The 24,869-nt window shown below is 64.2% G+C and carries 29 protein-coding genes; 16 read left to right on the top strand and 13 right to left on the bottom strand.

Annotated features, from left to right (window positions below):
• Positions 1-103 precede the first annotated feature (103 nt).
• Positions 104-1,054 (top strand): radical SAM protein, encoded by a 951-nt coding sequence (locus ACO07D_RS16885; RefSeq protein ID WP_421704097.1) that lies wholly within the window; start codon positions 104-106, stop codon positions 1,052-1,054.
• A gap of 76 nt (positions 1,055-1,130) precedes the next feature.
• On the opposite strand, the gene speB is transcribed toward ACO07D_RS16885, so the two are convergent.
• The 4 genes from speB to ACO07D_RS16865 form a co-directional block, all read right to left on the bottom strand.
• Positions 1,131-2,078: an agmatinase gene (gene speB / locus ACO07D_RS16880; protein WP_421704096.1), complete on the bottom strand. Its 948-nt coding sequence runs from the start codon at positions 2,076-2,078 to the stop codon at positions 1,131-1,133.
• A gap of 326 nt (positions 2,079-2,404) precedes the next feature.
• Entirely contained in the window at positions 2,405-2,989 is a 585-nt protein-coding gene (locus ACO07D_RS16875) for an HNH endonuclease (protein WP_421704095.1), read from the bottom strand.
• Between the two features lie 238 nt (positions 2,990-3,227).
• Positions 3,228-3,911 carry an alpha/beta hydrolase gene (locus ACO07D_RS16870; RefSeq protein ID WP_421704094.1) on the bottom strand — a complete coding sequence of 228 codons (684 nt, stop codon included), beginning with the start codon at positions 3,909-3,911 and terminating at the stop codon, positions 3,228-3,230.
• Positions 3,911-4,540, bottom strand: coding sequence for a DNA-3-methyladenine glycosylase family protein (locus tag ACO07D_RS16865; protein ID WP_421704093.1), 630 nt, complete (start codon positions 4,538-4,540; stop codon positions 3,911-3,913). The genes ACO07D_RS16870 and ACO07D_RS16865 overlap by 1 nt, the downstream gene beginning before the upstream one ends.
• A gap of 74 nt (positions 4,541-4,614) precedes the next feature.
• Between ACO07D_RS16865 and cobA the strand changes: the two genes are divergently transcribed.
• From cobA to ACO07D_RS16850, 3 genes are all read left to right on the top strand, one after another.
• Positions 4,615-5,478, top strand: a complete 864-nt coding sequence (gene cobA, locus ACO07D_RS16860; RefSeq protein WP_421704092.1) for a uroporphyrinogen-III C-methyltransferase — start codon at positions 4,615-4,617, stop codon at positions 5,476-5,478.
• A 62-nt stretch (positions 5,479-5,540) separates the two neighbouring features.
• Positions 5,541-6,269 (top strand): class I SAM-dependent methyltransferase, encoded by a 729-nt coding sequence (locus ACO07D_RS16855; protein ID WP_421704091.1) that lies wholly within the window; start codon positions 5,541-5,543, stop codon positions 6,267-6,269.
• A 310-nt stretch (positions 6,270-6,579) separates the two neighbouring features.
• Positions 6,580-7,803: an MFS transporter gene (locus tag ACO07D_RS16850; protein WP_421704090.1), complete on the top strand. Its 1,224-nt coding sequence runs from the start codon at positions 6,580-6,582 to the stop codon at positions 7,801-7,803.
• A 210-nt stretch (positions 7,804-8,013) separates the two neighbouring features.
• Here the strand turns inward: ACO07D_RS16850 and ACO07D_RS16845 are convergent, their stop codons facing one another.
• From ACO07D_RS16845 to ACO07D_RS16835, 3 genes are all read right to left on the bottom strand, one after another.
• Positions 8,014-8,310 carry a hypothetical protein gene (locus ACO07D_RS16845; protein WP_421704089.1) on the bottom strand — a complete coding sequence of 99 codons (297 nt, stop codon included), beginning with the start codon at positions 8,308-8,310 and terminating at the stop codon, positions 8,014-8,016.
• Positions 8,311-8,350: 40 nt separating this feature from the next.
• Entirely contained in the window at positions 8,351-11,134 is a 2,784-nt protein-coding gene (locus ACO07D_RS16840; protein ID WP_421704088.1) for a glutamine-synthetase adenylyltransferase, read from the bottom strand.
• Positions 11,135-11,422: 288 nt separating this feature from the next.
• Entirely contained in the window at positions 11,423-11,797 is a 375-nt protein-coding gene (locus tag ACO07D_RS16835; protein ID WP_421704087.1) for a DUF4440 domain-containing protein, read from the bottom strand.
• Positions 11,798-11,956: 159 nt separating this feature from the next.
• Here ACO07D_RS16835 and ACO07D_RS16830 point away from each other — a divergent pair, with 159 nt between their 5' ends.
• A complete protein-coding gene (locus tag ACO07D_RS16830) occupies positions 11,957-12,169 on the top strand; it encodes a hypothetical protein (protein ID WP_421704086.1) in 213 nt (70 codons plus the stop codon).
• On the top strand, positions 12,166-12,636 hold the full coding sequence (locus ACO07D_RS16825) for a YbaK/EbsC family protein (RefSeq protein ID WP_421704085.1): 471 nt from the start codon (positions 12,166-12,168) through the stop codon (positions 12,634-12,636). Before ACO07D_RS16830 ends, ACO07D_RS16825 begins: the two co-directional genes overlap by 4 nt.
• On the opposite strand, the gene ACO07D_RS16820 is transcribed toward ACO07D_RS16825, so the two are convergent.
• Complete coding sequence (locus tag ACO07D_RS16820) at positions 12,604-13,110, bottom strand: MarR family winged helix-turn-helix transcriptional regulator (RefSeq protein ID WP_421704084.1); 507 nt, start codon at positions 13,108-13,110, stop codon at positions 12,604-12,606. The two genes, ACO07D_RS16825 and ACO07D_RS16820, sit on opposite strands and share 33 nt — an antisense overlap.
• A 101-nt stretch (positions 13,111-13,211) precedes the next feature.
• Here ACO07D_RS16820 and ACO07D_RS16815 point away from each other — a divergent pair, with 101 nt between their 5' ends.
• The 5 genes from ACO07D_RS16815 to ACO07D_RS16795 all read left to right on the top strand — a co-directional run bounded on the left by ACO07D_RS16815 (position 13,212) and on the right by ACO07D_RS16795 (position 16,458).
• Entirely contained in the window at positions 13,212-13,745 is a 534-nt protein-coding gene (locus ACO07D_RS16815) for a cytochrome b (protein ID WP_421704083.1), read from the top strand.
• A gap of 1 nt (position 13,746) precedes the next feature.
• A complete protein-coding gene (locus ACO07D_RS16810) occupies positions 13,747-14,232 on the top strand; it encodes an enoyl-CoA hydratase (RefSeq protein WP_421704082.1) in 486 nt (161 codons plus the stop codon).
• Positions 14,233-14,405: 173 nt separating this feature from the next.
• Entirely contained in the window at positions 14,406-14,864 is a 459-nt protein-coding gene (locus tag ACO07D_RS16805; protein WP_421704081.1) for a DUF2852 domain-containing protein, read from the top strand.
• A 131-nt stretch (positions 14,865-14,995) separates the two neighbouring features.
• The gene (locus ACO07D_RS16800; protein WP_421704080.1) at positions 14,996-15,472 is read left to right on the top strand and encodes an RDD family protein; all 477 of its coding nucleotides are present in this window, start codon (positions 14,996-14,998) and stop codon (positions 15,470-15,472) included.
• A 158-nt stretch (positions 15,473-15,630) separates the two neighbouring features.
• Complete coding sequence (locus ACO07D_RS16795; RefSeq protein ID WP_421704079.1) at positions 15,631-16,458, top strand: arginyltransferase; 828 nt, start codon at positions 15,631-15,633, stop codon at positions 16,456-16,458.
• Between the two features lie 3 nt (positions 16,459-16,461).
• Here ACO07D_RS16795 and ACO07D_RS16790 read toward each other — a convergent pair whose 3' ends face one another.
• Both ACO07D_RS16790 and ACO07D_RS16785 read right to left on the bottom strand, forming a co-directional pair.
• Positions 16,462-16,851 (bottom strand): hypothetical protein, encoded by a 390-nt coding sequence (locus ACO07D_RS16790; protein WP_421704078.1) that lies wholly within the window; start codon positions 16,849-16,851, stop codon positions 16,462-16,464.
• Between the two features lie 144 nt (positions 16,852-16,995).
• Complete coding sequence (locus ACO07D_RS16785; RefSeq protein WP_421704077.1) at positions 16,996-17,442, bottom strand: hypothetical protein; 447 nt, start codon at positions 17,440-17,442, stop codon at positions 16,996-16,998.
• Between the two features lie 272 nt (positions 17,443-17,714).
• On the opposite strand from ACO07D_RS16785, the gene ACO07D_RS16780 reads away from it, so the two are divergent.
• Together ACO07D_RS16780 and ACO07D_RS16775 are read left to right on the top strand one after the other, a co-directional pair.
• A complete protein-coding gene (locus ACO07D_RS16780) occupies positions 17,715-17,945 on the top strand; it encodes a hypothetical protein (protein WP_421704076.1) in 231 nt (76 codons plus the stop codon).
• Positions 17,942-18,271 carry a low molecular weight protein tyrosine phosphatase family protein gene (locus ACO07D_RS16775; protein WP_421704075.1) on the top strand — a complete coding sequence of 110 codons (330 nt, stop codon included), beginning with the start codon at positions 17,942-17,944 and terminating at the stop codon, positions 18,269-18,271. The genes ACO07D_RS16780 and ACO07D_RS16775 overlap by 4 nt, the downstream gene beginning before the upstream one ends.
• Before the next feature lie 44 nt (positions 18,272-18,315).
• Here ACO07D_RS16775 and ACO07D_RS16770 read toward each other — a convergent pair whose 3' ends face one another.
• Complete coding sequence (locus ACO07D_RS16770) at positions 18,316-20,196, bottom strand: PhoX family protein (protein ID WP_421705059.1); 1,881 nt, start codon at positions 20,194-20,196, stop codon at positions 18,316-18,318.
• 484 nt (positions 20,197-20,680) lie between these two features.
• On the opposite strand from ACO07D_RS16770, the gene ACO07D_RS16765 reads away from it, so the two are divergent.
• Both ACO07D_RS16765 and ilvN read left to right on the top strand, forming a co-directional pair.
• Positions 20,681-22,438: an acetolactate synthase 3 large subunit gene (locus ACO07D_RS16765; protein ID WP_421704074.1), complete on the top strand. Its 1,758-nt coding sequence runs from the start codon at positions 20,681-20,683 to the stop codon at positions 22,436-22,438.
• Positions 22,439-22,451: 13 nt separating this feature from the next.
• Positions 22,452-23,024, top strand: a complete 573-nt coding sequence (gene ilvN / locus ACO07D_RS16760) for an acetolactate synthase small subunit (protein WP_421704073.1) — start codon at positions 22,452-22,454, stop codon at positions 23,022-23,024.
• Positions 23,025-23,182: 158 nt separating this feature from the next.
• Here the strand turns inward: ilvN and ACO07D_RS16755 are convergent, their stop codons facing one another.
• A complete protein-coding gene (locus ACO07D_RS16755) occupies positions 23,183-23,416 on the bottom strand; it encodes a hypothetical protein (RefSeq protein WP_421704072.1) in 234 nt (77 codons plus the stop codon).
• A gap of 281 nt (positions 23,417-23,697) precedes the next feature.
• Between ACO07D_RS16755 and ACO07D_RS16750 the strand changes: the two genes are divergently transcribed.
• Positions 23,698-24,216, top strand: a complete 519-nt coding sequence (locus ACO07D_RS16750; protein WP_421704071.1) for an RNA polymerase sigma factor — start codon at positions 23,698-23,700, stop codon at positions 24,214-24,216.
• 76 nt (positions 24,217-24,292) lie between these two features.
• Here ACO07D_RS16750 and ACO07D_RS16745 read toward each other — a convergent pair whose 3' ends face one another.
• Positions 24,293-24,580, bottom strand: coding sequence for a hypothetical protein (locus ACO07D_RS16745; RefSeq protein WP_421704070.1), 288 nt, complete (start codon positions 24,578-24,580; stop codon positions 24,293-24,295).
• Between the last annotated feature and the right edge of the window lie 289 nt (positions 24,581-24,869).

The following is a 24,869-nucleotide window of genomic DNA, read 5'->3' as shown; positions in this document are numbered from 1 at the left end:
TCTAGCATCCTCATGTAACATCACAACCACGTCAGGCGGCGGGTTGGGGGTTTTCGATGGGAAAACACTCGGTTAGGTCTGGTTTCCACGAACAGGAGGCCCCATGGACCAGCGCATTGCCAACCCGAATGCCGGCAAATTCCTAGACCCGAAACGCACCGCGGACGGATCGCTGCGGGCCACAGTGACGTTGAGCAATCCGCAGACCTTGTGGTTCAATACGGGCACCCTGTGCAACATCACCTGCGTGAATTGCTACATCGAAAGTTCACCGTCGAACGATCGGCTGATTTACATCACCGCAGGCGAGGTCGAAGGCTATCTGGACCAGCTCGAGCGCCGGAAATGGGGCGTGGATGAGATCGGGTTTACCGGTGGCGAACCCTTCATGTATCCGGAAATCATCGCCATGTTGCGTGCCAGTTTATCGCGTGATTACAAAGTGTTGGTCCTGACAAACGCGATGCGGCCGATGCAGCGCAAGTCGGTGCGCGAAGGGCTTTTGTCGCTGCGTGAAGCCTTTGGCGACCAGTTGACCCTACGGGTGTCGCTGGACCATTGGAACCCCGCGAAACATGACGAGATCCGCGGCCAGGGTGCCTTTGCCAAGACGCTGGAGGGCATGTTCTGGCTGCGCGACAACGGGTTTCGCATGGCGGTGGCAGGGCGTGCGCTCTGGGGTGAGGACGAGGCGGAGGCGCGGGAGAAATATGCCGAGTTCTTTGCTCGTCACGACTTTAATATCGACGCACAAGATCCTGGGATGACAGTGATTTTCCCGGAAATGGACGAGATGGTTTCGGTGCCCGAAATCACCACCGCCTGCTGGGATATCCTGGGCAAATCGCCCGACAGCGTGATGTGTTCCAGCTCGCGCATGGTGGTGAAACGCAAGGGGGCGGCGCGCCCCGCCGTTTTGGCCTGCACGCTCTTGCCCTATGACCCAGAGTTCGAACTGGGTGAAACCCTCGAAGAAGCAGAACGCCCGGTCGCGCTGAACCACCCCCATTGCGCAAAATTCTGCGTGTTGGGCGGGGCGAGCTGTTCGGCGTAGATCTTAAAGATGTTAAACCCCACTGGCGGCAAAGTTTAACATCTTTAAAGGGCCCTAGGGGTCGATCTTAAAGTTCTTAAACCATCACGCAGAGCAGCTCGAACATGATCGACGCGCCCAGATAGGCGGTGGCACCCGCTGGGTCGAAGGGCGGCGAGACCTCGACCAGATCGGCGCCGATGATGTTCACCCCCTTCAGCTCGCGCACCACCTGGATCGCCTGGTAGGAATTCGGTCCACCGACCTCCGGCGTGCCGGTGCCCGGCGCGAAGGCGGGATCAACGAAGTCGATATCGTAGCTGACATAGGTGTCGCCCTGCCCGACGATATCGCGGGCCTCGGCCATGACGTCCTCGACCCCGCGGGCATGGAACTCCTCGATCGCGATGACACGGATGCCGACGCTTTCGGCAAAGTCGCGGTCCTCGTTGTCGTAGGCCGTGCCGCGAATGCCGATCTGCACCACGCGGGTGGGATCCAGCAACCCCTCTTCCACCGCGCGGCGAAAGGGCGTGCCATGGGTGAACATGGTGCCGTCGAAATAGCTGTGGAAGAGGTCCGTGTGGCTGTCGAAATGTACCATGCCGACGGGGCCGTCCTGGGCCAGGGCGCGCAGGATCGGCAGCGAGCAGAGGTGGTCCCCGCCGCCGGTCAGCGGTCGGACCCCCGCCCGTTTCACCCGGCCATAGAAGGCCTGCATGCGTTCCAGCGAATCGAGCACGTCCGCCGGGTTCGGGCCCACGTCGCCCAGGTCGGCGCAGTTGGCGGCCTCGAAGGGGCGCACGCCGGTGGCACCGTTCTGGGCGCGGATCATGGTGGACATGTCGCGCAGTTGACGCGGCCCGTGGCGCGGGCCGGGGCGGTTTGTGGTGCCGCCATCCCAGGGCGCGCCGATCAGGCCGATGTCGACGTCGCCGAAACGCTCGTGGTCGAAATCGACCAGCGGCAGGCGCATGAAGGTGGGCACGCCCGCGAAACGCGGCAGGTCGAAACCGGAGACGGGGGTGAAGAAGGCGTCGGACATATGGGGTTCCCTGTGGTGTTTCGCTCAGGTCAGGGGAATTTGGGGGGCGGGTCAAGGGGGAAGCCGCAGGGTGACATTTTTGGACAGAGATAGCATAGGAGTGGCGCCCGACCCTGGGTGGGCGCTTGGGAACGGTTTTGTGAGGCGGCCACGTGCCCAATCTGAAACAGCATTTCGGATTGAAACGTTGCAAAGGCGCCCTCCCGTGGGGAGGGCCCCCTCCCGGCAGAATTCGCTTGCGAATTCGCCTGCCGGGTCAATGCAGGCGCCGCCCCGCTGCGCGGTGCGTGTAGGACTTCGTCGCTGAAGTTCGAAGGGCGTGGTGCCTAGGCCTCCAGCTCGGCGTCCCAATAGAGGAAGTCCATCCAGCTGTCATGCAGGTGGCCCGGCGGGAATTTGCGGCCCATGTTGCGCAGCTCTTCCGCCGTGGGTTGGCGGGGTGGCTTGCGCAAGGACAGCCCGGTCAGGCGCAGGGGTTTCGAGCCCTTCTTGAGGTTGCAGGGCGAACAGGCCGCGACCACGTTCTCCCAGCTGGTCACGCCGCCCGCCGCGCGGGGCACGACGTGATCGAAGGTCAGATCACCGCGCGCGCCGCAGTATTGGCAGCAAAACTCGTCCCTGAGGAAAAGATTAAAGCGCGTGAAGGCCACGCGCTTTTGCGGTTTGACGTAATCTTTCAGGACGACGACAGAGGGAATTCTCATTTCAATTGAAGGACTTCGCACCACTTCGTCATATTCGGCGATGATATTGACCCGGTCCAGCACCGCCGCCTTGACCGCCTCCTGCCAGGGCCAGACGGACAGCGGATAATAGGACAATGGCCTGAAATCCGCGTTCAGCACCAGCGCGGGATGTTTGCGGATCCCGGCGGGGTTGCGTGTGAATTCGGTTCTGAAATCTCCGTCCATGGGTGACTCCGTCCTCGCCCTGCTCTTGCCGTCAGGGCGGGGAACCCGCCCCGTCTTGCCTCAACCTCAACTATATATGGCGTGAGGCGTCTGGCAACCCCCACGATCTGGGGGCGCTCGAAGATGTGATAGGGGCTCCGTGTGACGGGCATGTGACGCATGCGAAAAAGCCCGGCGGATGGGCCGGGCTTTCGGGGTCGGTTTGAGCGGGGTTTACTGGGCGCGCAGCAATCCCGGTTTACTGGGGCTGGGCCTCGAGAAGGCCCAGCTTATCCAACATGAAGCTCAGCGCCACCGACAGGCCGTCATTGGCGATGCCGTGGCCGGTGCCCTTCTGGATATGGCCGTAGACCTCGAAGCCCGCCGCCTGCAGCGCCTGGCCCGCCTCGTCGAAATGGGCGATCGGCACCATGTCGTCGGCATCGCCGTGGATCAGGATGATCGGCAGTTTCGACACCACGGTCTCGCCGAAGCTTTCCGGGTCCAACATGCGGCCCGAGAAGGCGACCAGGCCCGCCACGGGTTCGGCGCGTTTGGGCAGGGTGCGCAGGGCCATCATCGTGCCTTGCGAGAAGCCGAAGATGATCAGCTGGTCCGGGCTGATGCCTTCCACCTCAAGCACCATCTCGATGAAGCCGTTGATGTCCGCCTCGGCCATCTCGGCGCCGCGGGCGGCGTCTTCTTCCGACGAGCCGTCGAGCCAGGGGATCGGGAACCATTGGAAGCCCATCGGGTTGCCCAGGCATTTTTCCGGCGCGTCGGGGGCGTAGAAGGCGGTGTCGGGCATGTGCTCGCCCAGCGGATCGGCTAGGCCCAGCAGGTCGGCCCCGTCGGCGCCGTAGCCGTGCAGGAAGATGACCACCGATTTCGTCTCGCCCGATTGGGCGGCGCGGTGTTTGAAGTCGAGTGTACGCGTGGTCATCAGCGGATCCCTTCCCTGGCTGTGCTGACCCGGTAATAGGCCCAGAGCAGCCGGGCCGCAACGGCCCTTTCGGGGGCCCAGGTTTCGGCGAGGGTTCGCAGCGCCTTTTCGCCGGGGCGTTCGGGCAGATCGAAGAGCCTGCGTGCGCTTTCCTGGAGCGCCACGTCGCCGGCCGGGAAGACATCCGGGCGGCCCAGAGCCTGGAGCGCATAGACCTCGGCGGTCCAGAGGCCGATGCCGGTCACGGCGGTCAATATGGCGATCACCTGGGCGTCCGGGAGGCTCTGCAGGCCTGCGTAATCCAGCTGCGCCTCGGCCAGCGCGCGGGCGTAGCGCACCTTGGGACGCGAGAGCCCTGCCCCGCGCAGATCGTCTTCGGATGCGGCGCGCACAGCGGCCTCGTCACAGAGCCCCGCCGCCTGCAGGCGCGCCCAGATCGCCGCCGCGGAGGCGGTAGAGACCTGTTGGCTGACGATCGCATCCAGCAGGGTCACGAAACCCTGTGGCTTGCGACGCAGCGGCAAGGGGCTGGTCTGAGCAAGCGCCGGTGCAAAGCGCGGCTCCAGCCGGGCCAGGCGGGCGGCGGCGGCGTCCACGTCGGCCTGGGTGTCGAGGGTCGGACATTTCATGGGCGGACCCTAGCGGGGCATGGGAGCAAGGGAAAGCGCTTCCCCCCGCGCGCCTGTCGCGCCATAAGGGGCACATGACCAAGACTGCGACTTTCCCCCCGACCCTCTCCACTGGCGACTGGCCCGAAATGCAACCCGGCTGGGTCTGGCTCTGCGGCGCGGGGCCCGGTGATCCGGGCCTTCTTACCCTGCATGCGCTGAACGCGATGGCGCAGGCGGACGTGATCGTGCATGACGCGCTGGTGTCGGACGGCATTCTGGCGCTGGCCGGACCCGAGGCACGGCTGATCCATGCGGGCAAGCGGGGCGGCAAACCCTCCGCCAAGCAGAAGGATATCTCGCTGAAACTGGTGGAGCTCGCGCGCGAGGGCAAACGGGTGCTGCGGCTGAAGGGCGGCGATCCCTTCGTCTTCGGACGCGGCGGCGAGGAAGGCCAGACGCTGGTGCAGCACGGCGTGCCCATTCGCATCATCCCGGGCATTTCGGCGGGCATCGGCGGGCTGGCCTATGCGGGCATTCCGGTCACCCACCGTGACGTGAACCAGGCGGTGACCTTCGTCACCGGCCACGATCAGCGCGGCGAGACGCCTCCGGTCGATTGGGAGGCGATTGCCAAGGGCAGCCAGGTCATCGTGATCTACATGGGCATGAAACACCTGGCCAAGATCTCGGACGCGCTGATGGCAGCCGGACGCGATGCGGATGAGCCGGTGGCGCTGGTGACCAATGCCACCGCACCCGAACAGCAGGTGTTGGAGACCACGCTGGGTGCCTGCGTGGCGGATGTGGAGGCGTCCGGCATGCAGCCGCCCGCGATGATTTGCGTGGGCCGCGCGGCGCTGCTGCGCCAGGCGCTGGATTGGCAGTCGATGGCGGCGGGAGACCTGCCGCGCAACCCCGATCCGCTGGGGCGTGGGCGGCCTGCTGAGGAGAGGTAGCCCGGAATTTTCGAAAATTCCGGTCCGTTTTCTTCGAAGAAAACGGGCACAAGGGGGAAGCAATGGCCACCTATGACCGGATCGGCGTGAACTACGCCAGGCTGCGCCAGCCGGATCCGCGTATTGCGGCGCTGATAGACGCGGCCCTGGGAGATGCGAAATCCGTGCTGAACGTGGGCGCGGGCACCGGGTCTTATGAGCCCGTCGCGCGGATGGTGACCGCTCTGGAGCCATCGTCCGAGATGATTTCCCAGCGCCCCGAGGGTGCGGCGCCGGTGGTACAGGGCAGCGCTGAATCCCTGCCCTTTGACGATGACAGTTTCGACGCGGTGATGGCGGTGCTGACCATCCACCACTGGGCAGATCAGCCCAAGGGCCTCGCCGAAATGCGCCGCGTCTCACGCGGGCCGGTGGTGATCCTGACATTCGACCCGGCGTTTCGCGGCTTCTGGCTGACCGACTATTTTCCCGGGCTCATTGCGCTGGATGAGGAAAAGATGCCGCCAATGGGGCTCTATGGCGACCACTTGGGCCCGGTCGAGATCCTGCCCGTGCCGATCCCGCATGACTGCACCGACGGGTTCCTGGCCGCCTATTGGCGCAGGCCGGAGCTGTACCTCGACCCGCGCATTCGGGCGGCGATGTCGTCCTTCTGGGCGCTGGGCGAAGAAGCGGAGGCTGGCGTGGCCGCCTTGGCGGCGGACCTGGAGAGCGGGGCCTGGGCCGAGAAATACGGGGCGGTGATGGACAGGCCCGCGCTGGATTGCGGGTATCGGTTGGTGGTTGGATAAACCAAAGTTCTGACGTCGAGATTTCTGGAAGCAGTGGCGACGCGCCCGACCCTGGGTGGGCGCTTTCGAACCGGTAATTTGAGGCAACCGAACAGCCAAAGGAGCTTTCCCAGTTCATGTTGAACCGTTGGAAAGGCGCCCTCCCGTGGGGAGGGTCGGGCGCGTCATGCCAGAGGCATGCTTCCAGCATGACGCTGCTCGGCTCCCTGGCGACACTTCTTCATATGCGCTTGACGGACACCCGGCCCCCGACCCTTAACGCGGTAATTTGCCTCTTTCCAAGTGCCGCGCCCCGCGATACGCATTCGCCATGAGTGATATGACCCTGACCCCGGCTGCCGACCAGAAGGCGCGGCGCAATGTGACCATTCTGGTGCTGGCCCAAGCCATCCTGGGCAGCCAGATGCCGATGATCTTTACCATTGGCGGGCTGGCGGGGCAGTCGCTGGCCTCGAATGTCTGCTGGGCGACCCTGCCGATCTCGCTGATCGTGATGGGGTCGATGATCTGGGCGACCCCCATGAGCGCGGTGATGCAGCGCTTTGGTCGGCGGGTCGGGTTTTTCGTGGGCACCACGGGCGGCACGGTCGGCGCTGTGATCTGCGCCTATGCGCTAACACAGTCGAGCTTCGCGCTGTTCCTGCTGGGCAGTTTCTTTACCGGTATCTACATGTCGGCGCAGGGGTTTTACCGCTTTGCCGCGGCGGACACGGCCAGCGCCGCGTTCCGGCCCAAGGCGATTTCCTATGTGATGGCGGGGGGGCTGGCTTCGGCCGTGATTGGGCCTCAATTGGTCAATGCCACCAACGAGGCCACCGTCGTGCCCTTCCTGGGCGCCTATCTGACAGTGATCGTGATCAATGTGGTCGGCTCGACCCTGTTCCTGTTCCTGGACATCCCGAAACCCGAGGCGCCCAAGGCCGATGCCCCCAAGGGCCGCACGCGGATGGAGATGCTGCGCGATCCGGTGATCGCGGTGGCGATCATCTGCGCGATGGTGTCCTACGCGCTGATGAACCTGGTGATGACCTCGACACCCCTGGCGGTGGTGGGCTGCGGGTTTGAACAGGACATGGCGGGCAATATCGTCACCGCCCATGTGTTGGCGATGTTCGCGCCAAGTTTCTTTACCGGGCACCTGATCGCGCGGTTCGGAACCCGGGCCATCGTGGCCACCGGCCTGTCGATCCTGGCCGCCGCCGGGCTGGTGGCATTGCAAGGCGTGGATCTGGCGAATTTCTTCATTGCCCTGATCCTGCTGGGGCTGGGCTGGAACTTCGGGTTCATCGGCGCGACCACGATGCTGGCCTCGGCCCACAGCCCGGAAGAGCGCGGACGCATCCAGGGGCTCAACGACATGATCGTCTTTGGCTGCGTGACGGTGGCGTCGCTGGCCTCGGGCGGGTTGATGAACTGTTCGGGCGGCGATGCGGTGGAAGGCTGGAGCGCGGTAAACCTGGCCATGATCCCCTTCCTGGCGCTGGCCGGTGCCTCGCTGATCTGGCTGATGCTGCGTCCGAAGGAGGCGTTCTGAGGGCATTGACCCGCGCGCCCCGGACCCGCCCGCAGGGCGGGCCACGCCCAACGGGATGAGCCCCGTCAGGGGCGAAGACGGGCGGGAGCGCCACCGGTTGAGGGCGCAGGCCGCTGCGCGGCGATTTCCTGGCTTCGGCGAGGATATTTCCGGCTAGACAAAGCGGGGACGATGTCACATTTCGCGATGTGGCGCAGATCCTCGGCGCGTTCAGATACCCGTGCGCCCGGCACGGCCGCCGCGGCGTTTGCGCGGGGCGTCCTGTTCGGCCAGCCCCTCGCGCAGCAGTTCCGTCATCGGATGGTCGGGATGCAGCGGGCCGTAGTGGTCCAGAAGCGCCTGGAGGCGTTCCTTCTGCGTGAACTCCACCTCGTCAAACAGCGCCCAGTCGAGGAAGATCGACCGGCATTCGCCGGGGTGGATCGCTTCGATATTGAAGCTTTCGCGGATCAACCCGCGTGGATCGAAACGGTCGATCCCTTCCGGTGTGCCGAGCCCACGCGCCATGGGTTCCTCCCTCATCTCCCGACCCGTGCGGGTCGCCCGTTCAGACCGGCGGGCGGGCCAGCACCGCCTCGATCGCCGCTTGGGCCGCCTTGGCCCGGCGGCTGAGTTCCTCGACCAGGGCGGCCTCGCTTCCCTCCCCGGTTTCGCGCAGGACCAGTTCCAGCCCGCCGCGCCCGACCTCGTCCAGATCCAGCGGCCCGTCGGTCAACAGCTTGGCCGTGGCCTGCATACGCCACATCAAATCATGCGAGGCGGCCAAGGCTTCGGCGTCTGCGGCGTCGAACCAGCCAATAGCGACACCCTGGGCGATCTGATCGGCGGGCAGGCGCGGGGTTTCGGGGGCCAGGAGCGCGGCGGCCTGGGCCACCAGTTCCACGTCCTGCAGGTGGCCGGGGCCGAGTTTCGCCTCCAAGGCGCCCCCTGCCCCTTTGGCCTCGGCAATGCGCGCGCGCATGTCGATCACGTCCTGGACCACCTTGGCCGCATCATAGTTCTGGGACAAGAGGTCGAGGCGGAAGGCTTCCAGTTCGGCGCCCAGGTCGAGGTTGCCCGCCACGGGCCGCGCGCGGGTCAGCGCAAGGTGTTCCCAGGTCCAGGCCTCGTCACGCTGATAGGCGGTGAAACTGTCCACGCTGGTCGCCACCGGCCCCTGCCGACCCGAGGGGCGCAGACGCATGTCGACCTCATAAAGTCGGCCTTCGGACATGGGCGCGGTCAGGGCGGTGACGAAGGCCTGGGTCAGGCGGGCATAATAAGGCCGGGTCGCCAGCGGGCGGCGGCCCTCGGACATCTCTTCGCCCGCCGGGTCATAGACCACGATCAGATCGAGATCGGAGGTGGCGCTGAGCGTCCCCGCCCCCATCGAGCCCATGCCCAGCACCACCGCGCCACGGCCCGGTTGGGGCCCGTGTTTCTTGGCAAAGTTGGCCGCCACACAGGGCCAGAGCGCCGCTACGACGGCGCGGGCCAGGTCGCTGTATTGCGTGGAGGCCTCGCGCGCGTGGGTCAAGCCCCGCAGGAAATGCACGCCGACACGGAAGTGCCATTCCTTCATCCAGCGCCGTGTGGTGTCGAGCTGTGCCTCGTAGTCGCCTGCAGCCTCCAGCCGAGCCGTAAGTTCGGCATGCAGCGCGGGTTCGCCGGGCCAATCGGTAAAGAAACCGCCGCCGATCACCGCGTCCAGCACCTGCGAGTTGCGCCCCAGGTAGGTGGCCAATGCGGGCGCGGTGGCGGCGATATCGACGATCAGGTCAACCAATTGCGGGTTGGCGTCAAACAGCGAAAAGAGCTGCACGCCCGCAGGCAGCCCCTTGAGGAACCCGTCGAACTGAATCAGCGCGTCATGGGGCCGCGCGGCCTCGGACAGGCGGGTCAGCAGTTCGGGTTTCAGACGGTCGAAGATCTCGACCGCGCGGGCGGATCTGAGCGCCGGGTAGCTTTTCCAGCGGGTAATGATCTCATCCGCGTCGGCGCCCAGGCTGGGGGCCTGTTTTTCGCTGGCGTCAGGGGCGAAGAAGCCTTCGGTCACCTCATGCACCTCGGACAGGGCGTCGTGGATGCGGGTCTTCAACGCTTCCGGGTCGCCTTCGGCCATCATGCAGGCCAGGCGGCGGAATTCGTCGTCCGTGGTGGGCAACTTGTGGGTTTGCGCGTCGCGGAACTGCTGCACCCGGTGTTCGACCTCGCGGTGGAAGCGGTAGTGGCGGGTGAGGATCTCGGCGGCCTCGTTGGGGATCCAGCCCTTGGCGGCCAGTGCCGCCAGCCCCGGCACGGTCTGGTTCGATCTGAGCTCCGGGTCACGCCCGCCGGCGATGATCTGGCGGGTCTGGGTAAAGAACTCGATCTCGCGAATGCCGCCGCGGCCGAGCTTCATGTCGTGGCCCGGCAAGGTGATGTCGCCATGCAGCCCCTTGTGGCTGCGAATGCGCAGGCGCATGTCATGGGCGTCCTGGATCGCGGCAAAATCGAGGTGTTTGCGCCAGATGAAGGGGGACAGGCGTTTGAGGTACGCCTCCCCCGCCGCGATATCGCCACCGCAGGGGCGTGCCTTGATATGGGCGGCGCGTTCCCAGGTGCGGCCAAGGCTTTCATAATAGCGCTCGGCGGCCTCCATCGCGACGCAGACCGGGGTGACGGCGGGGTCCGGGCGTAGGCGCAGGTCGGTGCGGAAGACATAGCCGTCGGCGGTGAGTTCCGACAGCATGGAGGACATGCGACGCGTGGCGCGAATGTGGCTGGCGCGGGCCTCGTGATAGTCGTCGTCCGAGAAACGGCTGTCGTCAAACAGCATGATCAGGTCGATGTCGGAGCTGTAGTTCAGCTCATGCCCGCCCATCTTGCCCATGGCGAGCGCAACCATGCCGCCTGCGGTGGCGATGTCCTTTTCCGTCGCGCCGGGCAGTTTCTTGCGGCGGATCTCCTGCCCGACCTGGAACTTCATTGCCACGTCGGTGGCGTGGCCTGCGAAATCGGTCAGCGCGCCGGTGACCTTTTCCAGCTCCCAGACCCCGGCGACATCCGCCAGCCCGGTCAGAAGCGCAATTCGGCGCTTGGCGACGCGCAGGCTGGTGCGCAGGGCGCTGTCGGTGTCGCCCTCTACAAACATGGCGGATTTGAGCGCATCCTCGGGGCTGCCCGACAGCGCCGCGCGCAGCCAGTCGGGTTCCTTTTCCATGAGCCCCTTGAGATAGGGGCTGCATCCGGCGGTGCCTTCGAGCACGGCCACCAGTTCTGGGGAAAGGTCGGCGAAGGCCTCGGCGATCTCGGCGCCCTGGTCGGTGTCGTAGGGGATCGGCGTGCGGGTGATGCGGCTGGCGAAATTCATGGGCCGAAGATGCGGCGCTGCGGCATGGGGGTCAAGCGGGGAAATTGGGTGGGGTCCATGGAAGCTGCGGGGCGGCGGCCGACCCTGGGTGGGCGCTTGGGAACAGAGAAGTAAGGCGAACCGGTCGCCCCAGCCAAGACGGTAATTCGAGTTGATACGTTGCAAAAGCGCCCTCCCGTGGGGAGGGCCCCCTCTCGGCAGATTGCCAAAGGCAATCGCCTGCCGGGTCAACGCAGGCGCCGCCCCGCTGCGCGGTGCGAAGGGGCAGAAGGCTAATCAGGGTGCAATTCAAACCGGCGCGGGCGCGTCCGTGGAGCTGTCTTGGCTGAACGTGTTCAGCCACTGGCCGTCGCGTTCCTCCCAGATCGAAGACACATACATCGCCTCTGCCGCATGGGCGCCCTTGCGCAGGTAATCGGCACGATACGCCAGCAGGACGCGGCCCGGACCCAGTTCGATCAGCCGCGCCTCGGACAGAAGGAAGCGGGTCACGGTGGGGCCATCGGCCAGCTGCTGGGTATGGTCCGAACGCTTGGCGAAGCCGGTCGAATAGACGCCGAGGAAATCCGGCGCCAGAAGCGCGCGGTCGGCGGCGGCATCGCCCGCCACCAGCGCCTCCCACACCCGGGTTTCCAGCGCGGTAAAGAAAGTCAGATCAGCCATGGGGCGAGCTTGCACCGGGCGAACTCATGCGTAAAGTGCCTTTGATAGAAGACGTTACGGAACGGTGCGATGCTCTGCGCTCATTGCAAGGAACATGACTTTGGTCTCGCTGACAGGCTCGAGATGGAAAGCGCGCCTTCGACCTGTCCGAACTGTGGCGTGGAGGTGCGGCTGAACCCCTGGCTCCCGGCGATCATCCTGGGGTTCCTCTCGCCCTTCCTCGCAATTGGCCTGTTCCTTCTGTACAGCGGGCCGGAAAGTCTGATTTACATCGGCGTCCCGGCAATTGTCATTTACACCGTATTGTTCCCGGCCCTGAGCGGTTTGCGCTATAGAAAGCCCAAAACAAAGACACCGAAAGAGAAACCATGAGCAAATCCCTGAAACGCGTGCGCGCGGCGCTGGAGGCGGCGGGCGAGCCGGTGGAGATTCTGGAGATGGCCGAGGGCACGCGCACGGCGGCGGATGCGGCCCGTTCTGCGGGCTGCGAGATTGACCAGATCGTCAAGTCGATCATCTTCACAGGCGAAGACGACGGGCGCGTGGTGCTGTTTCTGACCGCGGGCGGCAACCAGGTGGATGCGGCGAAGGCCAGTGAGGTGGCGGGCGAGGCGCTGGGCAAGGCGGATGGGAAACTGATCCGCGCGCAGACCGGATTTGCCATTGGGGGCGTGGCGCCGATCGGCCATATCAGCCCGATCCGCGCCTTCATGGATCCGCGCCTGATGGCGTTCGACAGGGTCTGGGCCGCTGCAGGCACGCCGCGCCATGTCTTTGCCCTGCCGCCGGGCGAGATCCAGCGCCTGTCAGGTGCCACCCTCGCCGATTTCTGCCTCTGACCCTGCCCCGCGCGCGGCAACCAGCCGGGTCAGAAGACGCAGGAAACGCTCTTTTGCCGGGTCCGGCAGGGCGGCCAGGAAATCGGCATTGATCTGCGCCACGACCTTGAACAGTTGCGGCATCAGCGCGGCGCCCCGGTCGGTCAGAACCACATTCCAGGCACGCCGCGATGTGGCGTCGGGCAGGCGTTCCACCAAGCCGCGATCCGACAGGGCATCCACCGCGCGGGTGACGGTATATCCCTGCATGTTCAATCGCTTGGCAAGCGCGGTCTGGGTCGTGCCCGAGGTCTCGGCCAGCGACATCAGGATCGCGAACTGGTCGAGCCGCAGGTCATGCGCAGCCAATGCGGTGGTCATCTGACGGTTCAGGTCGCCGGCCAGGCGCTGGATCATCCACCCCGCGGACGTGCTGCGGGTGGCGCGGGCCTGATCGGCCAATATGACGGGGTCTTGGGGGGCGGTCTTGCTCATGTCGGAACCCTATCATGCAATATTTGCAATTGCAACTATTGCGCATGCAGCTTACCAAAGTTGCAAATGCAAGTATTCTGGTCGCAGCAAGGAGAACCGCCATGACCCGATACCATCCCCTTCTGGTCACCCTTCACTGGGTCATGGCCGTGATGATCATCATCGCCCTTCTGGCCGGCAATTTCGTGCTGGACCCGTTGGAGAACAGCGACCCGGACAAGATGTTCAGCTTCCGCGCCCATATGACGATCGGCGTGATCGTCGGCCTCTTGGTCATCTTGCGCCTGATCACCCGGCTGACCACCACCAAGCCGCCCCATGCGGATACCGGATCGCCTCTGCTGAACCTGGCGGGCCGGGCGGCGCATTGGGGGCTTTACCTGCTGATCCTCGTCATGGTGGCCAGCGGCGTGGGCCTGTCGCTGTCCTCGGGCCTCGCAGATGTCGTGTTCTTCGGCTCTGAAACGCCCCTGCCCGCGGATTTCAGCGCCTATCCGCCGCGCACGGTGCATGGGATCGCCTCGAAACTCTTGGGTCTGTTGATCCTGGCCCATGTGGCAGGCTGGGCCTTCCACCAATTCGTCAAGAAGGACGGGTTGATCAGCCGCATGTGGTTCGGCAAGCGGAGCGCGTGACATGTCGCGCCGCCTGGTCGAGTTTCTGAACGAGATCGCCGGCATTCTCTATGTCGGCGGGATCCTGTCGCATATCGTGATTGGCGCCGTCATAGGCGCGCCGGATGCGGGCACCGCCGCGATTGTCTATCAGTACAAGCTGATCAGCGCCTATGTGCTGATCCTGCCGGGGCTGGGGTTGAAGATCCTCTGCGACCTGTCGCTGTTCTGGATCTGGAACGAGCGCGCCTGGTGGATGCGCATCAAGCTCGCGCTGATCGCCTTCCTGGCCATCAATGCCTTCGTCTTCCTGGTGCCGATGATGCCGGAACTGCTGGCCCTGGCGCAGGCCAGCCCGCCCGACGCCCCGGTCAGCGCCGCCTTTCACGCGCTGGAGGCAAAGGAGGCCCTGGTCGGCATGTCGAATGCCCTGCCCCTGGCGCTGGAGATCATCCTGGGCGCCTTCAAGCCCGGGCTGTTTGGCGAAAGACGGTTGCAAACGGCCTGAGACAGCGCCGCCGTCCGAAAAATTCGGGCGGCGGTTTTCGTTTGTTTTCAAACGGTCACGCAAAAAATGTAAAAATCATTCACATCACCCCTTGTTCCCCGTCCCCCATACCCCATCTGTTGTAATGTGAAACGCATTCACATTGAAACAGACACACCAGACCGGAGACCAACATGAGCACCGTTGCCTATACCGAAACCTCCCCCCGTTCCGGCGGATGGTTCACCCGGGCCGAAGCGTGGCTGGATGAACGTGGCAAGGGCGCCTGGATCGCCGCCATGGTCATCGGCTTCATCTTCTTCTGGCCCGTTGGCCTGGCCCTTCTTGCCTACATGATCTGGAGCAAACGCATGTTTTCGAAATCCTGCCGTTCCCACCGCCACGGCGATGACGCCGCCCGCATGGGCCGCCGCCATGGCTTCCGCAGCTCGGGCAACTCGGCCTTTGACGCCTACAAGGCGGAAACGCTGAAGCGCCTGATGGACGAACAGGAGCAGTTCGAGGCCTTCCTGGAACGCCTGCGCGCCGCCAAGGACAAGTCGGAGTTCGACCAGTTCATGGACGATCGCGCCGAGGCCGCCCGCGCCGCGCGTGACGACGAGGACGATGACGAGGTCGAGCTGAAGGCCTGATCCCGGGTCTGTGCCCGGCACCTCACCCGGGCACCTCACCCCGGCACCTCACCCCAGCACCTGACCAAGGACGGCCCCCATTCCTTCCCGGGGCCGTCTGATTGCTTCCCTCCAGACCTGACACAGAGACGATGACCTACCAGCCGCATAACTCCGATCCGCACAGCGACGCCTTCTGGGGGCTGCCGGACCCGCATTACCAGGCGGAGTTCTACGAAGATGTGACGATGAAACGCGCCATGGCCTGGCTGGTCGACACGGCCGTCATCTTTGCCCTGACCTTTCTGGCGGTGGTCTTCACGGTCGGTATTGGCCTGTTCTTCGCGGCCTTTCTGTTCATGATCATCGGCTTTGCCTACCGGGTGGTCACTCTAACCAATTCGGGCGCCACCATCGGCATGCGCCTGGTGGCGATCGAGCTGCGCACCCACCGGGGCACCCGCCCGGAGCTGGGGACGGCGGTTCTGCACACGCTGGGCTATTCCATCGCCTTTTCAATGATCTTTGTGCAGGTCGCATCCATCATTCTGATGCTGACCACGCCGCGCGGCCAGGGTCTGCATGACATGGTTCTTGGCACGGCAATGGTGAACCGCATGGGGCGCTAGGGGCAAGCCGCGGCTTGTTCAGCAATGTCAAAGGGCCGCCCCTGCCGGGTGGCCCTTATCCTTATGGTCGTTTACCCTGTCCGCAACACGCCCTTGGCGGATGGTTTATCGCTTGTTAACCTGTGGGCCAACAGGAAGACCAAGACCCCGGACCCCTCATGCGCCACAGCCTGCCCCTTGCGCCGCAATTCTACGTGACGGCCCCGCAACCCTGCCCCTATCTGGACGGGCGGATGGAGCGCAAGCTGTTCACGGCGCTGCAGGGGGAACATGCGCACAAGCTGAATGACACCCTGTCGAAACAGGGGTTCCGCCGCTCGCAGAACGTGCTTTACCGCCCCAGCTGCGCCGATTGCTCGGCCTGCCTGTCGGCGCGCATCCGGGTGGCGGATTTCAAACCGACCAAGAGCCAGCGCCGCGCCATGAAGCGCAACGAGGACCTTGTGCGGCGCACCCGCGCCCCCTGGGCCACGGAAGAACAGTTCGACCTGTTCCGCGAGTATCTGGACACGCGCCATTCGGACGGCGGCATGGCGGATATGGACGTGTTCGAGTTCTCGGCGATGATTGAAGAGACCCCGATCCGCACCCGGGTGATCGAATATTCGCAGCCCACAGAGGACGGGCGCGGACGCGGTGACTTGGCGGCGGTCTGCCTGACGGATGTGCTCGAAGACGGGCTATCCATGGTCTACAGCTTCTACGCGCCGGAGCGGCAGGCGAGTTCGCTGGGCACTTATGTGATCCTTGACCATATCCGGCTGGCACGGGAGGCGGGGCTTCCTTACGTCTATCTGGGCTACTGGGTGCCGGGCTCGCCCAAGATGGACTACAAGGCGCGGTTTTCGGCCTTGGAGATCTACCGCGGCGGGGTCTGGCAGCCCTTGAACAAGGACGAGGATTTCAGCCCGGAAACCCATCCGCTGTCCACCGACCCGATCGCCGAGCAGGTCGCGCGCATCACCCTGCCTGACACGGCGAGTTGAGGGCTACGCCGCCCCGGCCAAAACCTTCTTGAGCATGGGGATGGTGCGGTCGCGCACCGGGTCGTCCGACTTGTCGGGCTTGTGGTGGTATTCCCCCGCATCGAAGGCAAAGAACACCTCGGCCCAGGGCTGGGCGTATGCCTGGGTATCCACCTCCACGCGGCCTGTATGCACCAAAAGCCAGAAATCGTTGATGATCCAGTCTGCCTGCTCGAAGGTAACCTCGCCTGACAGGAACTTGCGCGCCAGGATCAGGGCAACGGCATTCCAGGCGTCCTGCGCAAAGGTCTGGCCAGCCCAGGCCTGCCAGTCTTGCGGCGTGAAACACGGGGTCTGCCCCTGCTTTGTCCTCTCAAGCAGTGTGTTCAGAATATGCGAGGGGAGTATGGTCATGCCCATGTTCTGCCCCTTGTTCCGATGAACTGCAACCTCACCCGCACCCTCCCGGACCCGTGGCGCAGCCACGGGCCAGGCCCAACCGGCGCGGCTGCCGAAGGCAGCCCCGGCGGGCGGGAGCGCCACCGGTGTGGGGGCGGATTATTCGGTGCTTGAACCGAAGATCGCGTTCTCCTCGTCGGGCACGCAATCCGGCTGCAGGGTGTAATAGGCGATCGTGGTGTCCGGGCTGGGGCCAACCTTGACGGCGATCTCGACATAGGCATCAGGCGGGATGGGCTGGTACAGGGGCGGGCGCCCGCCTTGATAGGCACATTCCATGACCACCTGTTTCCAACCATCGTTGTTGATGCAAACGACCGGAACCGTCTTGCCCTGCCAGTTGATGATGGACACGCCGTTGCCCGCCGCCGGTGTAGCGTGCTGGCATCCGCCAGGGCCAAAGCTCAGCCGGAGCGACCCCTGGCTCGTGTTGATCTTGTACATGTGGATGTTGTAATCGCGTCCGGCCTCCTGTGCCGTCGCTGCCGACCCGCCCGAGGCCAGCCCGACCGCGAGCATCGCGATCACGTTCAAAGTCTTGCGCATAATGTCTCCTTGAAAATTGCTCACTTCCCGCACGATAGAGACGCTCAACTCATGATTGCAACATCTCTAATGTGTAAATGGGGCGCAACGCTCTTCGCTTAGAGCGGTCCACGCGCCCTTCCCCCGTGGCGCATCCCAACCTCGGGTGGCCGCATGGCAACATCCCCATGGCCTTGCCCCCGTACGCCTTGCCCTCCGCCCCTACCATCCTCATAACGTCCCCGATCCCCGTGTTGCCGCGGCTGCTGAGGCGACAACATGGAGTACGGGTCATGACCCAAATCAGAACGCGCGCCTGGCGGCGTGCGCAAATGCAACGCGCCCAAGCGCGCAAATCCAAGCAGAGCGACCTGCCCCACAGGTTTTTCATCAAGCACCGCAATGACCTGTGGCGGCGGCGTGACCGGATGTTTCATGACGCCCGTACAGGGGCGTTCGGCGTGGACCGGCAGCGCGACGAGCTGTTGGCCTGGGACGAAGGCGGTGAGGAGGACCAGACATGAACCTCTTGTTCATCTGTTCACGCAACCAGTGGCGCAGCCCCACCGGCGAGGCGGTCTGGCGTCGGGTCGAGGGCGTCGAGGCGCGCTCGGCCGGGACCAGCCGCAATGCGCGCAGGCGGGTCACACTGGGCGACATCCGCTGGGCCGATCTGGTGCTGGTGATGGAAGAAAAACACGCATCGCGCCTGAAGGCGGAATTCCGGCAGGATCTCGGCCACAGGCCGGTGCATGTGCTGGATATCCCGGATGACTACCGGTTCATGGACCCGGAGCTGGTGGAACTGCTGGAAAGCGCCGTGGCCCCGTTGATCAAGGCTGCGCAGTAAGGCCCGGGCAGTGTCACACTGCCCGGACCGCTTCCTTCACGCAATCAGCCGACCGGCTGGCCGTCCTCGCGCCAGACACTCACGACCGACGAGCGCGGCTTGCCTTCGCCGTCGGGCCAGGACCCGCCCGGGTGCTGCACACCGACGAAGGCCACCTTGCGATCCGCCGACCAGCACAGCCCGGTCACCTCGGCGCCGTAGGGCACGGTCATGAACCGCGCGATCTCGCCGGTTTCCGGGTTGCCCACCAGCATCTGGTTGTTGCCCTGACCGGCGAAGTCGCCTTCGTTCTTGTAGTTCCCGTCGGTCTGGATCCACAGGAGCCCCTGGCTGTCAAAGGCCATGCCGTCGGGCGAGTTGAACATGTTGCCCGGTGTGACATTGTCCGAGCCGCCATATTCATTGTCGTAAAGCTCGGGATTGCCGGCCATCACATAGAGATCCCAGGTAAAGCTGTCCGCGCCGTGATCGCCCGCTTCGGGGCGCCAGCGCACGATCTGACCGTAGTGGTTCGTGGCCCGCGGGTTGGGGCCGACAGCCGGGGTCTCGTCGCCGCCCGCATTGGGCTTGACGCCGCGGTTCTTGTTATTGGTCAGCGCGCAATAGGCCTCGGCGGCCAGCGGGTTCACGGCGATCCATTCCGGGCGGTCCATGGTGGTGGCACCGACTTTCGAGCCAGCCATGCGGGCAAAGACCAGGATTTCCTCGGCGCTCATGCCGGTGGTTTCCGGGGTCAGGGCCAGCCATTCGCCGGTCTGATCGTCGTTGAACCTCGCGACATAAAGCGTGCCATCCGACAGCAGACCGTCGGTCGCACCACCATCTTCATAAATGCCGTTCGAGACATAGCGATAGATGAACTCGCCGCGCTCATCATCGCCCATGTAGACCACAACGCGGTTGTCGCTGGTCAGGGTCATCTCGGCATTCTCATGCTTGAAACGTCCCAGGGCGGTGTGCTTGACCGGGGTCGAGAGCGGATCGGTCGGGTCGATCTCGACAATCCAGCCGTGACGGTGCGGTTCGTTCGGCTCCTGGGTGATGTCGAAACGGGTATCGAATTTCTCGTAGGCATAGCGGCCTTCGCCACCGATCCCGTAGCGGGTCTCGCCGGGGGTCGGTTCCTTCTCGACCGTGGCGCCGAAATAGCCGTTGAAGTTTTCTTCGCAGGTCAGGTAGGTGCCCCAGAGCGTCTTGCCCGAACCGCAGTTGTTCAGGGTGCCGCGCACGGTGGTGCCGGTGGGGTCTTCATTGGTACGAAGCAGAGCATGACCGGCGGCGGGCCCGTCCAGGACCATCGGGGTTTCATGGGTGATGCGGCGGGTGAAGGGGCTGTCCTTCACGATGCCATAGGCGCCATCTTGCATCGCCACTTCCATCACGGTCACGCCCTGGAAATTCTTCAGCATCGTGACTTCATCGGCGTCACGCGGCTTGCCTTCGGCCTCGGCGGGCAGGTTCACCTTGGTGTTCACATATTCCGAGTTCACCGCGATGACTTCCTTGCCCTCGACCTCGAAGAGCTCCATGCCGTCCGTGTTCTCACCGAAAACCTTGTCGGACATGTGCACGGGCACGCCGGTGGCCGGGTCATAGGCGCCATCGGCGGCGCCGAACAGCGCGTCGCCCCAGCGCACCAGGGTCTTCCACTGATACCCCTCGGGCACGTGGATGTCGAAATCGGTGGCAATGTCGATCGGGGCAAAGGCGAATTTCGGCAACGCGGCCTGAGCGGGCGTCGGTGTCAGCATGGTCGAGCCGAACACCGCCGCGCCCGAACCGAAGGCCAGCGCCCCGCCCAGGAATCCTCGGCGCGAAATGGCGCGATCAACCACGGCGTCGAAGTCATTGCTGTCGGGGCGCGGGTCGCGCAGCTCGTCATAGTCGTCCCAGGAGATTTCGGTCAGGTCGGTGGTATCTTTGATGCTCACGGGGTCTCTCCGTTGGCTGAATGTCAGGAAATGCCACCCGCGTCCCCGGGCGGTCGAGCGCTGAATACAAGCCTCCCGCGACAGCCCGGCAACAGTTTCGTGTCAAAGCTGTGACAAACATGCCCCCTCGCGCCCCTGCCGGTTTTCTGATGCAGAAAACGGACAGGTGGAGGGGTCGAATTTTTCGAAAATTCCGACCAGACCCGCTTCTGACGCAACAAGATTACAAAAATCGACCCCCTGCGACATTTTCTTCACCAAAAACATATGCTGCGGTTGCATTTTGACATTGACGCCCCCTGCCCTCGCTCATAAGGTCCCGCGCACTAGGATAGGAGCCCCAGGGATGCAGAGCATTCTCGTAGTAGTGGAAGATTGGCGCATGGGTCGGTAACGACATCCTGTTGGATACCCCCTGCGCCCCCGAAACTCGGGGGCTTTTTTTTGGACGAACGATGCACGTGGAACGGAGAGCAAGATGACACGTCAGATGACCGGAGCGAAAATGGTGGTTCAGGCCCTGAAGGATCAGGGTGTGGACACGGTATTCGGCTATCCGGGGGGCGCAGTCCTACCGATCTATGATGAGATTTTTCAGCAGAACGACATTCGCCACGTGCTGGTGCGCCACGAACAGGGCGCGGTGCATGCGGCGGAGGGCTATGCGCGGTCGACCGGCAAGCCCGGCGTTGTTCTGGTGACCTCGGGCCCCGGCGCGACCAATGCGGTCACCGGGCTGACCGATGCGCTGCTGGACTCGATCCCGCTGGTCGTTCTGTCGGGCCAGGTTCCGACCTTCATGATCGGCACTGACGGGTTCCAGGAGGCCGACACCGTTGGCATCACCCGCCCCTGCACCAAGCACAACTGGCTGGTCAAGGACACCGACAAACTGTCCGCCACCATCCACGAGGCCTTCCATATCGCGACCTCGGGCCGTCCGGGGCCGACCCTGATCGACATCCCGAAGGATGTGCAATTCGCCAATGGCACCTATACGCCGCCCGCGAAGATCGACGTCAGCCATTACCAGCCGCAGCTGAAGGGCGACATCGACGCGATCACCGATCTGGTCGAGCTGATGGAACAGGCCGAACGCCCTGTGTTCTATACCGGTGGCGGGGTGATCAACTCGGGCCCCGGCGCAAGCCAGCTGCTGCGTGAACTGGTGGGGGCGACGGGCTTCCCGATCACCTCGACCCTGATGGGTCTGGGCGCCTACCCGGCCTCGGGCAAGGAATGGATCGGCATGCTGGGCATGCATGGGCTTTACGAGGCCAACAAGGCGATGCATGGCTGTGACCTGATGATCTGCATCGGCGCGCGTTTTGACGACCGGATCACCGGGCGCACGGATGCGTTCAGCCCGAATTCCAAGAAAGTGCATATCGACATCGACGTGAGCTCGATCAACAAGATCATCCATGTCGACCTGCCGATCGTCGGCGATGTCGGCCATGTGCTGGAGGATCTGCTGCGCATCTGGAAATCGCGCGGTCGCAAGACCAACACCGAGGCCCTGGCCAAGTGGTGGGAGCAGATCGACGGCTGGCGCGCCAAGGAATGCCTCTATTACAACAACACCGATGACGTCATTCAGCCGCAATACGCGCTGGAGCGTCTGGAGGCGCTGACCAAGGACAAGGATCGCTATGTCGCGACCGAGGTCGGCCAGCACCAGATGTGGGCGGCGCAGTTCCTGGGCTTCGAGGATCCGAACCGCTGGATGACCTCGGGCGGTCTGGGCACCATGGGCTATGGCCTGCCGGCCTCGGTCGGGATCCAGATGGCCCACCCGGACGCCTGCGTGATCAACGTGGCAGGCGATGCGTCCTGGCTGATGAACATGCAGGAGATGGGCACGGCGGTGCAGTACCGCCTGCCGGTCAAGCAGTTCATCCTGAACAACGAACGCCTGGGCATGGTGCGCCAGTGGCAGGAGTTGCTGCACGGCGAGCGCTATTCGCACAGCTGGTCGGAAAGCCTGCCCGATTTCGTGAAACTGGCGGAGGCCTTCGGCTGCAAGGGCCGGGTCGTTTCGGACCCCGCCGAGCTGGACGACGCGATCCAGGAGATGCTGGATTACGACGGCCCCTTCATCCTGGACGTGCTGGTGGAGAAACACGCCAACTGCTTCCCGATGATCCCCTCGGGCAAGGCGCATGACGACATGATCATGGGCCCGGATGTGGACACCCGCGGCGTCATCGACGCCGAAGGTTCGAAACTTGTGTAAGGAGGGCTGAGAGATGTCTGCACTACGACTGAAAAAAGGCGCCTCGCGCAAATCCGCCTATGACCTGCGGGATCCGAACACCGATGTGATCGAAAGCCACACGCTGGCGGTTGTCGTGGACAACGAGGCGGGCGTTCTGGCCCGCGTCATCGGCTTGTTCTCGGGCCGGGGCTACAATATCGACAGCCTCACCGTGGCCGAGATCGACCATACCGGGCACCGGAGCCGCATCACCATCGTGACCACCGGCACGCCCGCCGTGATCGAACAGATCAAGGCGCAGCTGGGGCGGATCGTGCCGGTGCATGAGGTGCATGACCTGACTGTTGAGGGCACCTCGGTCGAACGCGAACTGGCGCTGTTCAAGGTCGCGGGCGACGGCGAGAAGCGCGTCGAGGCGCTGCGGCTCGCGGACATTTTCCGCGCCAATGTGGTCGACAGCACACTGACCAGCTTCATCTTCGAGATCACCGGCACGCCGGAGAAGATCGACGCCTTTGCCGAGCTGATGCGGCCCTTGGGCCTGGTCTCGCTCGCGCGGACCGGGGTTGCCGCCCTGTCGCGGGGCGATGCGCCGCTGACCTGACACACGCAGGGCTTTCAAACAGGCCGCCCCCCACGCATGTCGCGCGGGGGGCGGTTTCATTTTCGGGTCAGGCCCGGCATGGCGGCGGTGTTGACTGGGATGGGACCGCCCTGCCCGACCTGACCCAGGCAGGTCTTGGGTAAGTCTTGGGGCAGGTCTTAGCCTGCGGGTTTGACCAGACCGGCCTCAAGCGCGGCGGTGTGTTCCTCGACGCTGATCACACCGTCACCGTTGGCATCCATCGCCACCAGGGTCTCGTCGGTGATCTCCGGATAGGCCACCATCAGCTCGTCCTGCGACAGCACGCCATCCGCATTCGCATCCGCCGCATCCTCGGCAAAGACAGCGGTGGCGACAAAGGCAGCGGCGAGGGTCAGGTAAGTCAGTTTCATCTCAGGTCTCCTTGTTGAGTGGGAAGGCGTTTTGCCACCTTCATGAGACAGGAGGGCCAAAGAGCCGGGTTATTCCCCGGGTCATTCGCGCCTGACGAGAGCCCGCCCGAAACCCGCAACCTTCTGCCGATCCCCTACCCCCATTCCGGCAACCACCTGCCGAAAAAGCCGAAACGCCCCGATCGGCGGAAAATGCCGGGGTTCCGGAACGGCTTCCCTTGGGTCATGCAATAGGTGGAACGGGACAATACGGTCGACAGATGCCGGGACCGGAGGTGAGCATGAAGATGGACGTGAACATGGATAGGGAGATGGACCGCGAAGAACTCTGCACGCTGATGCCCGAGCTGATGCGGTTGGCGCGCATCCTGGCGCCGAACCGCACCGCGGCCGAGGACCTGGCGCAGGAAGCGTTGCTGAAGGTCTGGGCGCGGCTGGCGGATGGGGCGGATATTGACGCGCTCAAACCCTATCTGAACACGGTGATCCGGCGGTTGGCGCGTGAGGCGCCCGGGCTGGAAACGCAGGCGGAGGACTGGGATCTGCCCGATGAGTTGGGCAGCGGCGCGGGCTATCTGCGGCTGTGCTGGCGCGATGTGGACGAAGCGCTGGACCGCCTGCCCCCGCCCCAGGGCGACCTTCTGCGGGGCGTGGCCGCCGGCCGCAGCTATGCGCGGCTGGCCGAGGACTGCGGCGTGCCGCCGGGCACGGTGATGTCACGCATCGCGCGCGCCCGGGCGGGGCTCAGACGCGAGTTGGATCTGTCGGAGGGCGCGGCCTGCGCCGAGTTGCTGGGCTAGCCGCTGCCAGTGGTACGCATGTGAGAGCGTGTGCACGCCAGCGTCAAAAAAAAGCGCATCACTTGCGGATGCAGGTTCACGCGACGACGCGCAGCCCCTTGCCCGCGGCGTTCTCGTGGTAGGCTGCCAGAACCGCCTGCGGGTCGGCCATGGTGCGGCCATGTTCCACCCGTTCGATCGAGGTGACATAGCGCACCTTCTCGCGCACCTCATGCACGAAGGTAATCTGATCGCCACAGCCCAGAGGCTGGACCTGTTTGGGCACCACGACTTCCGGCCCGATATAGGCCAGAGGTCCTTGATCCTCGCACCACACCAGACCAACCTGCTTGTCGGTGTTGTACCAAAGCACGATTCCGATCACGTCACTGCTCCTTTGTTCAGGTTTGGAGTGTAGTCGAGGCAAACGATACAACCAAAGGCAAAATACCCCATTCTCTGGCGCTTCTTGGCGTCGTCAGACGGCAAATTGACGCTGGTTAGCGTCAGTTTCGACGCGTTTTGCTCAAAACATGGCTAAGCCATTGCGACTGCAATCAATTTGCAACTGGCGCTCGCACGGTTGATTCGCAGCAAGCGGGAAGATGGAAAAGAAAAGGGGCACCCGCAGGTGCCCCAGTTTCGCTGACAAGGCTCTTCGTTAGGTACCGCCC

It is taken from the genome of Aliiroseovarius sp. (assembly GCF_965228805.1).
GTDB lineage: Bacteria > Pseudomonadota > Alphaproteobacteria > Rhodobacterales > Rhodobacteraceae > JASBTN01.
The sequence above is the reverse complement of the archived record's forward strand: the minus strand, read 5'-3'. Positions and strand labels throughout refer to the sequence as shown.

What these genes read in the sequence shown, in the direction of transcription:
- ACO07D_RS16885 (WP_421704097.1), top strand. Translation starts at nt 104, where the DNA reads ATGGACCAGCGCATTGCCAACCCGAATGCCGGCAAATTCCTAGACCCG.
- speB (WP_421704096.1), bottom strand. Translation starts at nt 2,078, where the DNA reads ATGTCCGACGCCTTCTTCACCCCCGTCTCCGGTTTCGACCTGCCGCGT.
- ACO07D_RS16875 (WP_421704095.1), bottom strand. Translation starts at nt 2,989, where the DNA reads ATGGACGGAGATTTCAGAACCGAATTCACACGCAACCCCGCCGGGATC.
- ACO07D_RS16870 (WP_421704094.1), bottom strand. Translation starts at nt 3,911, where the DNA reads ATGACCACGCGTACACTCGACTTCAAACACCGCGCCGCCCAATCGGGC.
- ACO07D_RS16865 (WP_421704093.1), bottom strand. Translation starts at nt 4,540, where the DNA reads ATGAAATGTCCGACCCTCGACACCCAGGCCGACGTGGACGCCGCCGCC.
- cobA (WP_421704092.1), top strand. Translation starts at nt 4,615, where the DNA reads ATGACCAAGACTGCGACTTTCCCCCCGACCCTCTCCACTGGCGACTGG.
- ACO07D_RS16855 (WP_421704091.1), top strand. Translation starts at nt 5,541, where the DNA reads ATGGCCACCTATGACCGGATCGGCGTGAACTACGCCAGGCTGCGCCAG.
- ACO07D_RS16850 (WP_421704090.1), top strand. Translation starts at nt 6,580, where the DNA reads ATGAGTGATATGACCCTGACCCCGGCTGCCGACCAGAAGGCGCGGCGC.
- ACO07D_RS16845 (WP_421704089.1), bottom strand. Translation starts at nt 8,310, where the DNA reads ATGGCGCGTGGGCTCGGCACACCGGAAGGGATCGACCGTTTCGATCCA.
- ACO07D_RS16840 (WP_421704088.1), bottom strand. Translation starts at nt 11,134, where the DNA reads ATGAATTTCGCCAGCCGCATCACCCGCACGCCGATCCCCTACGACACC.
- ACO07D_RS16835 (WP_421704087.1), bottom strand. Translation starts at nt 11,797, where the DNA reads ATGGCTGATCTGACTTTCTTTACCGCGCTGGAAACCCGGGTGTGGGAG.
- ACO07D_RS16825 (WP_421704085.1), top strand. Translation starts at nt 12,166, where the DNA reads ATGAGCAAATCCCTGAAACGCGTGCGCGCGGCGCTGGAGGCGGCGGGC.
- ACO07D_RS16820 (WP_421704084.1), bottom strand. Translation starts at nt 13,110, where the DNA reads ATGAGCAAGACCGCCCCCCAAGACCCCGTCATATTGGCCGATCAGGCC.
- ACO07D_RS16815 (WP_421704083.1), top strand. Translation starts at nt 13,212, where the DNA reads ATGACCCGATACCATCCCCTTCTGGTCACCCTTCACTGGGTCATGGCC.
- ACO07D_RS16810 (WP_421704082.1), top strand. Translation starts at nt 13,747, where the DNA reads ATGTCGCGCCGCCTGGTCGAGTTTCTGAACGAGATCGCCGGCATTCTC.
- ACO07D_RS16805 (WP_421704081.1), top strand. Translation starts at nt 14,406, where the DNA reads ATGAGCACCGTTGCCTATACCGAAACCTCCCCCCGTTCCGGCGGATGG.
- ACO07D_RS16800 (WP_421704080.1), top strand. Translation starts at nt 14,996, where the DNA reads ATGACCTACCAGCCGCATAACTCCGATCCGCACAGCGACGCCTTCTGG.
- ACO07D_RS16795 (WP_421704079.1), top strand. Translation starts at nt 15,631, where the DNA reads ATGCGCCACAGCCTGCCCCTTGCGCCGCAATTCTACGTGACGGCCCCG.
- ACO07D_RS16790 (WP_421704078.1), bottom strand. Translation starts at nt 16,851, where the DNA reads ATGACCATACTCCCCTCGCATATTCTGAACACACTGCTTGAGAGGACA.
- ACO07D_RS16785 (WP_421704077.1), bottom strand. Translation starts at nt 17,442, where the DNA reads ATGCGCAAGACTTTGAACGTGATCGCGATGCTCGCGGTCGGGCTGGCC.
- ACO07D_RS16780 (WP_421704076.1), top strand. Translation starts at nt 17,715, where the DNA reads ATGACCCAAATCAGAACGCGCGCCTGGCGGCGTGCGCAAATGCAACGC.
- ACO07D_RS16775 (WP_421704075.1), top strand. Translation starts at nt 17,942, where the DNA reads ATGAACCTCTTGTTCATCTGTTCACGCAACCAGTGGCGCAGCCCCACC.
- ACO07D_RS16765 (WP_421704074.1), top strand. Translation starts at nt 20,681, where the DNA reads ATGACACGTCAGATGACCGGAGCGAAAATGGTGGTTCAGGCCCTGAAG.
- ilvN (WP_421704073.1), top strand. Translation starts at nt 22,452, where the DNA reads ATGTCTGCACTACGACTGAAAAAAGGCGCCTCGCGCAAATCCGCCTAT.
- ACO07D_RS16755 (WP_421704072.1), bottom strand. Translation starts at nt 23,416, where the DNA reads ATGAAACTGACTTACCTGACCCTCGCCGCTGCCTTTGTCGCCACCGCT.
- ACO07D_RS16750 (WP_421704071.1), top strand. Translation starts at nt 23,698, where the DNA reads ATGAAGATGGACGTGAACATGGATAGGGAGATGGACCGCGAAGAACTC.